Below are 6872 nucleotides of genomic sequence, written 5' to 3' on the forward strand. Positions count from 1 at the left end.
TCCCGGGACAACACACCTAGGCCGTCCTGAGGAAGCGGTCGAGTACCCGGACACCGAAGTGGAGTGCCTCCACCGGGACGCGTTCGTCGACGCCGTGGAAGAGGGCCGCGTAGTCGAAGCCCTCGGGGAGCTTCAGCGGCGCGAAGCCGTAGCCGGTGATCCCGAGGCGCGAGAACTGCTTGGCGTCCGTGCCGCCGGCCATGCAGTACGGCACGACGTGGCCCTCGGGCGCGAACTCCTCGACGGCGGCCCGCATCCGCGCGTACGTCACCGAGTCGACCGGCGCCTGGAGGGCCACCTCGCGGTGCTCGAACTCCCAGTCGACATGGGGCCCGGTGAGCCGGTCCAGGGCCTCGCGGAACTCGTCCTCGCCGCCGGGGACGTACCGCCCGTCCACATGGCCGACGGCCTCCCCCGGGATCACATTGATCTTGTAGCCGGCGTCGAGCATGGTCGGGTTGGCGCTGTTGCGCACGGTCGGTTCGACCAGGGCGGCGGCCGGGCCGAGCTTCTCCAGCAGCCGGTCGACGTCCTCGGGGTCGTCGAGCGCGGCGTCGATGCCGTACAGCGCGGCGAGCTCGGTGAGGGCGGCGCGCACGGTCGGGGTGAGCCGCAGGGGCCACTCGTGGGCGCCGATCCGGGCGATCGCCGCCGCCAGCCGGGTCACCGCGTTGTCCCGGTTCACCTTGGAGCCGTGACCGGCGCGGCCGCGCGCGGTGAGCTTCAGCCAGCCGGTGCCGCGCTCTCCGGCGGCGATCGGGTAGAGCTGCCGGCCGGCTCCGTCGTGGAAGGTGAACGCCCCGGACTCGCTGATCCCCTCGGTGCAGCCCTCGAACAGGCCCGGGTGCCGGTCGGCGAGGAACCCGGAGCCGTCCTCGGCGCTGGCCTCCTCGTCGGCGGTGAACGCGATCACGATGTCGCGGCGGGGCCGTACGCCGTGGCGGGCCCACTGGCGTACGGCGGCGAGGATCATCGCGTCCATGTTCTTCATGTCGACCGCACCCCGGCCCCAGACCACGCCGTCGCGGATCTCCCCGGAGAACGGGTGCACGCTCCAGTCCTCCGCCCGCGCGGGCACCACGTCGAGATGACCGTGGACGAGCAGCGCGTCCGCCGAGGGGTCGGTGCCCTCGATCCGGGCGACGACGTTCGTACGGCCCTCGGTGCGCTCCAGCAGGGTGGGTTCCAGCCCGGCCTCGGCGAGCCGCGCGGCGGCGTACTCGGCGGCGGGCCGCTCGCGGCAGTCGCCGCCGCCGCGGTTGGTGGTGTCGATGCGGATGAGGTCGGAGGTGAACCGGACGACCTCGTCGAGCGCCTGTTCGTCCACGGGGGCCGTCTGCTCAGCCATAGGTCTCCTCCATCGCGGCCGAGACGATCGTCGTGACCGCCTTGAAGGTACGGATGCCCTCGTACATGGTCGGGCTGGTGTACGCGATCTTGCGTTCGCCGGTACGGGTCACGCCCGGTACGACGGTCGCGGCCATCGCGAGGTGCTCGGCGTCGAACTCCAGCGCCACGGTGAAGGGCCCGCCCCGCACCGGTTCGTGCCGGACCGCGAGCGACGCGGCCTCCTTCGCCGCCGCGCGGATGTCGGCGGCGGTCCGCGCGGGGGTGCGGCACACCGCCGCGTACCGGGACACATGGTCCTTGACCGCGACCTTGAGCGCGCCGGGCGCGTACCCGAGGGCGTCCTCGCACGCCACGTCGTCACCGGTCACCAGCACCACCGGCACCCCGAACTCGGCGACGACCCGCGCGTTGAGCAGCCCCTCGCTGGCCCGTACGCCGTCGACCCACACGCCGGTGATGGAGTTCGCGAGGTAGGTGTGGGCGAGGACGCCCTCCATGCCGGCGCCCGCGTGGTAGCCGACGAAGGCGATGCCGTCGACGTCGCCGTGCTGCACGCCCTCGACCATGGACAGCGCCTTGTGCCGGCCGGTGAGCATCTGCGCCCGCTCGTCCAGCTGCTCCAGGAGCAGGTTGCGCATCGTCCAGTGCGCCTCGTTGATCAGCACCTCGTCGGCGCCGCCGTCGAGGAAGCCGAGCACGGCGGCGTTCACGTCGGACGTGAACATCGCCCGGCACCGCTCCCACTGCGGGGTTCCCGGCAGCACGTCGGCGGGCCAGGTGACACCGGTGGCGCCCTCCATGTCCGCACTGATGAGGATCTTCATGACGCCTCACGTTACGCGCCGCCCCGGACGGGCGCGGTGACGAGCCCCGTCGGACGTGCGGTTCCCTGCTGCCCGGGGGCGGCCTCGCCCGTTGCCCGCCCGGTGTCCCTCCCGTGCTCAGACCCGGCCGGCCACGTACCACCTCGACGGCAGTTCGATCCGGGTGCCGTCGGGCGTGTGCTCGGTGGTGACGAGGGGCAGCTCGCCGTCGGCGAGGACCGTGAGCCCGGCCGAGCGCAGATACTCGGGCACCGCGGCGTCGCTGACCTCGGCGGGGGCGATGCCGTGGCGGAAGACGGGGGCGAGCTTCGCGGGCGGGCCCGCGGGACCGCCTGCGAGGCCCATGAGCACGGGCTTGGCGGCCTCGGAGAGTTCGACGAGGAAGGCCCGCCCGCGCTCCCCCACCAGCGTGGCGACGGTCTCGACGAGTCGCTGTCGGTCCTCGGGCTCGCACTGGTGGAGGACGCCGCGCAGATAGACGTTGGCGTCGCCGAGGTCCGCGCGCAGGGCGTCGGCGTCCGCCTTGTCGGACGCGTCGAGGAGTCGGTAGTCGGCCCGGCCGTCGGGGTCCGCGCGGCGGGCGTGGTCGAGGGCGGCGGCCGAGAGGTCCGTGCCGACGACGCGGGCGAAGCGGTCGGCGAGGTAGCGGGTCTGGGTGCCGTTGCCGCAGCCGAGGTCCACCATGGGCAGGTCCAGGGCGATGAGGTGCGGCTCGAAGAGGGCGAGGTGGACGGCGGAGGTCCGGGCGGGCTCGGCGTCCCAGAACACGGCTCCCGCCTCGTCCGGGGCCTCACGCCAGAACCCGTCCCAGGCGTCCCGGTACCGACTCGTCACGCTCATGCCCAACCCCCTGGATGCGGCCGCGGGCCCACCGGACGGGTGGCCCAGAACGGTCTACCGCGCCCGTCACCCGGGGACAAGCACCCGGGGCGTACCTTCACCCCGCATCCGGATCGCGCACACCGCGCCACGGCCGGCGCGTGTACCCGCGCTCCTCGCGCCCCACGGGGAACACGTCCGCGCCCTGCCGTCCGTCAGCGGCGGCGCGGGAGGGTCAGCTCGAACCAGACCGTCTTGCCGCCGCCGGTCCGGCTCGTGCCCCACTCGCGGGCGAGGGTGCTGAGGACGCGCAGTCCCCGGCCGTACTCGTCGGCGGGGCCGGTGCTGAGGAGCGTCGGCAGGGTGTGGTCCTCGTCGTAGACCTCGCAGAGCAGGGTGTCGCCCCGGACGAGCCGCAGTTCGACGCGGCGGCCCCTCGCATGGCGTACGGCGTTGGTGACCAGCTCGCCGGCCAGCAGCTCGGCGGTGTCCGTGAGCGGCTGCAGCCCCCAGACGCAGAGCTGTTCACGGACGGCGGCGCGGGCGCGGCCCACCTCGACGGAGTCGGGAACGAGGCGCCACTCGGCGACGTCCTCCGGTTCGACGCCGTTGAGGCGGGCCATCAGCAGGGCCACGTCGTCCTTGCGGCCGCCCCGGGTGTTGAGGGCGCGGATGATGGTGTCGCAGGCCGCGTCCATGGAGGCGGCCGGGTGCGCGGCGGACTCGCAGAGCGTCGCCAGGCCGACGCCGATGTCCTCGCCGCGCACCTCCACCAGCCCGTCGGTGCACATCACGAGCCGGTCGCCGGGTTCCACGCGGACGCGCACCGCCTCGAAGGGCACACCGCCGACCCCGATGGGCGCGCCGGTGGGCAGGTCGAGCAGTTCGCTGCGGCCGTCCACCGCGCGGACCAGCACCGGCGGGATGTGGCCGGCGTTGGCGAGGTGCAGCTCGCCCGCGATCGGGTCGTAGACGGCGTACAGGCAGGTCGCGAGGTAGGTGTCGCCGAGGCGCTGGGCGAGGTCGTCGAGGTTGCGCAGAAGCTGCGCGGGCGGCAGGTCGAGGGCCGCCATGGTCTGCACGGCGGTGCGCAACTGGCCCATCATCGCGGCCGAGTTGAGCCCGTGCCCCATGACGTCGCCGACGACGAGGGCGGTGCGGGCGCCGGGGAGCTTCACCGAGTCGAACCAGTCGCCGCCGACCCGGCCGAGCAGGGTGCCGGGCAGATAGCGGGTGGCGATGTCGCAGCCCGTCCGATGGGCCTCGATGGTGGGCAGCATGCTGTCCTGGAGCGTCTCGGCGACGTTCTCCTGGTACGTGTACATGCGGGCGTTGTCGAGGACGAGCCCGGCGCGGGCGGCGAGTTCGGCGCCGGTGACGCGGTCCATGTCGTCGAAGACCTCGCGCTCCGGGTGGCGCAGCAGGATCATGAAGCCGAGCACCACGTTGCGGGCCTTCAGCGGCACGATCAGCATGGAGCGGCCCGTGATCAGCGGCCGGATGTCGCGCTTCTCGAACTGCGCGGCGATCGCGTGCCCCATCTGCTCGCTGATCCGGGGGACGAGGACGGGTTCGCCGGTGGTCATGCACTGGAAGAACGGGGTGTGCGCGGGGAACGGCATGGCCTCGCCGACGGGGACGACGTCGTCCCAGCGACCGGGTTCGTCCGTGTGCTCCAGGGCCACCCGGTGCCACATGGTGGTCGTGTCGGGCACCCCTTCGGGGAAGCCCTCACCGGCGACGACCTGCTCGCGCAGATAGGTGCCGGCGACATCGGTGAAGCGGGGGACGACGGCCTTGCTGACCTCGATGATCGTGCGGGACAGATCGAGGGAGGTGCCGATGCGTCCGCTCACCTCGTTCAGGAACTCCAGACGCTCCCGTACGGCGGCGTACTCGAGGTCCTCGCCCTCGTCCTTCAGCTCCTCCGGCACCGGCAGCCCCTCGGCGACGGCGCGCGCGGCGCGTTCGCGGCGCCTTCGCCGTTCCGCGCGCCGGGGCACGCCCCAGTCGGGGGTCACGGGCACCCGGTCGTTCTGGCTGAACTCCAGGACGGGGTAGCCCAGTTCGAGGACCTGCGCGACGATGCGGGCGCTGTCGTCGACGCTCATGCTCGGCAGGATCTCGGGGAGGCGGCGGGCGAGTTCCTCGGCGCCGGGGAAGTCGGTGTGGAGGGCGAAACCGGGCGCGATGCGCTCGACGGCGACCCCGTCGTGGTGTCCCCGCAGCGCCTCGGCGTCGGCGGCCAGCACCAGCAGGCGTCCCGGGCCGGGCCCGACGAGCGGGTAGGCCCACCACAGGACGTCGATCCGGGTGCCGTGTCCCTGCCCGGTGGCCTCGGCGGCGCTGGTCCCGCCGCGGTCGCCCTCGGGCACGGTGAGCCGGGCCCGTCCGGCCGACGGGTAGCAGAGCTGCCCGTCGAGGGATGACTCCAGGTCGGGGCCGAGTCCGTCGTACGGGCCGTACGCGGCGTGGGACGGGGTGTCGTCCTCCTCGGGGAGGGCGCCGGACACCGGGAGCAGGTCCAGGGCGGGGCGGCCCACCGCGTCCTCCTTGGCGGTGCCGAACAGCCGCCGGGCTCCGGTGCTCCAGTGCGACACGAGTCCGCCGCGGTCGACGACGACCACGGCAAGGGGGACCCGGCCGGCCGCGGTCCGCCCCACCGCGTCGTCCCCCGCTCCGTGGCCGGTGTTCGCGCCCGTGTCGGTGCCACGGTCCATGGCCAAGGCCCTTTCTTCCACGGCTCGCTGGCTCGCAAGATCTGCGGCGCCTTCACTACCGTACGGCGGCGTAGCGTCGCGAGGTGTGGCAATACGGGAATTGACCACCTGGAGCCTCCGGCGCACGGATCGGCACGCGTTCAGCGCCCCTTCGACGCGCACGCCCCCACGCGCGGGGCAGACACCGGCGGCCGACCCGGACGCCCCAACGCCCCCGGCCGAGGGCGGTCCCGCGCACAGGCCCCACGTCTCAGTCCGCGTGCCCCAGGTGCAGGTCCCGTACCGTCCGGTCGCCGCCCGCGACCCGCAGGACCGTCGCGACCGGCGGATATCCCGTCGCGATCACCGTGTACTCGCCGACGGACAGGTCGTCGAACCGGAAGGTGCCGTCGGCGCCGGTGGTGAGCGTGTCGACAACGTTGCCCCCGGCGTCGAGGAGGGTGACCCGCGCGTCCTCGACGGGGCGGCCGCCGCCGGCGCGGACCGTGCCCTTCAGGGCGGCGCCCCCGGCGAGTTCGATGTCCTGCCGGGTCTCGCCGGCGGCCCGCACGGTGACGGGCAGCGCGGCGGGGCGGTGGGAGTGGGCGCCGGCGGCGAGGGTGTACTCGCCGGCCGGCAGATCGCTGACGGCGTACTCGCCCAGCGCGCCGCTGCGGGTGGTCACCACGACCTCGCCGTGCACATTGGTGAGGGTGACGGTCGCGTCGCCCACCGGCCGGCCGTCCGACGTGCGCACGGTCCCCGTGAGCCGCCCGACGCCGCCGAGCACGATGTCGACCTCGACGGGGCGTTCCCCGACGGTCACGCTCACCGCCTGCGGCTGGTGGCCGCCGGCCGCCGCGATCAGCACGTAGGGTCCCGGCCCGGGCGTGGACAGCGCGTACGTCCCGTCCTCGCCGCTACCGCCGCGCCCCGTCTGCCGGCCGACGGCGTCGATGAGGGTGAGCGCGGCCCGCGGCACGACGGTGCCGTCCTGGTGCCGCACCGTGCCGCACAGCGGGACCCCGGGGGCGGCCTGGGCGGCGTCGGGGTCGTGGGCCGAGCGGTCCTGCGGGCCGGGGACGCCAGGCATGGGGGCGTCGGGGACCGGCTCGTCGGGGACGGCCCCCTCGGGCACCTCGTCCTGCGGGACCAGCGGGTCGCCCTTGAGGAAGAGGGC

At 74.1% G+C, this 6872-nt stretch carries 5 protein-coding genes; all 5 read right to left on the reverse strand.

The genetic code is table 11. The annotated features are described in order from the left end of the window. Positions 1-16: 16 nt before the first annotated feature. Positions 17-1348, reverse strand: coding sequence for a M20/M25/M40 family metallo-hydrolase (locus AOK23_RS08245; protein WP_055712092.1), 1332 nt, complete (start codon positions 1346-1348; stop codon positions 17-19). After that, positions 1341-2174, reverse strand: a complete 834-nt coding sequence (locus tag AOK23_RS08250) for a M55 family metallopeptidase (protein ID WP_055513316.1) — start codon at positions 2172-2174, stop codon at positions 1341-1343. Before AOK23_RS08250 ends, AOK23_RS08245 begins: the two co-directional genes overlap by 8 nt. A 117-nt stretch (positions 2175-2291) precedes the next feature. After that, complete coding sequence (locus AOK23_RS08255) at positions 2292-3014, reverse strand: class I SAM-dependent methyltransferase (RefSeq protein WP_055712093.1); 723 nt, start codon at positions 3012-3014, stop codon at positions 2292-2294. 194 nt (positions 3015-3208) lie between these two features. Beyond that, on the reverse strand, positions 3209-5713 hold the full coding sequence (locus tag AOK23_RS08260; RefSeq protein ID WP_055712094.1) for a SpoIIE family protein phosphatase: 2505 nt from the start codon (positions 5711-5713) through the stop codon (positions 3209-3211). A 250-nt stretch (positions 5714-5963) separates the two neighbouring features. Then, positions 5964-6872: MSCRAMM family protein (locus tag AOK23_RS08265; RefSeq protein ID WP_157877975.1), on the reverse strand; the 909-nt coding region annotated here is incomplete at its 5' end.

The organism is Streptomyces torulosus (assembly GCF_001419765.1).
GTDB lineage: Bacteria > Actinomycetota > Actinomycetes > Streptomycetales > Streptomycetaceae > Streptomyces > Streptomyces torulosus.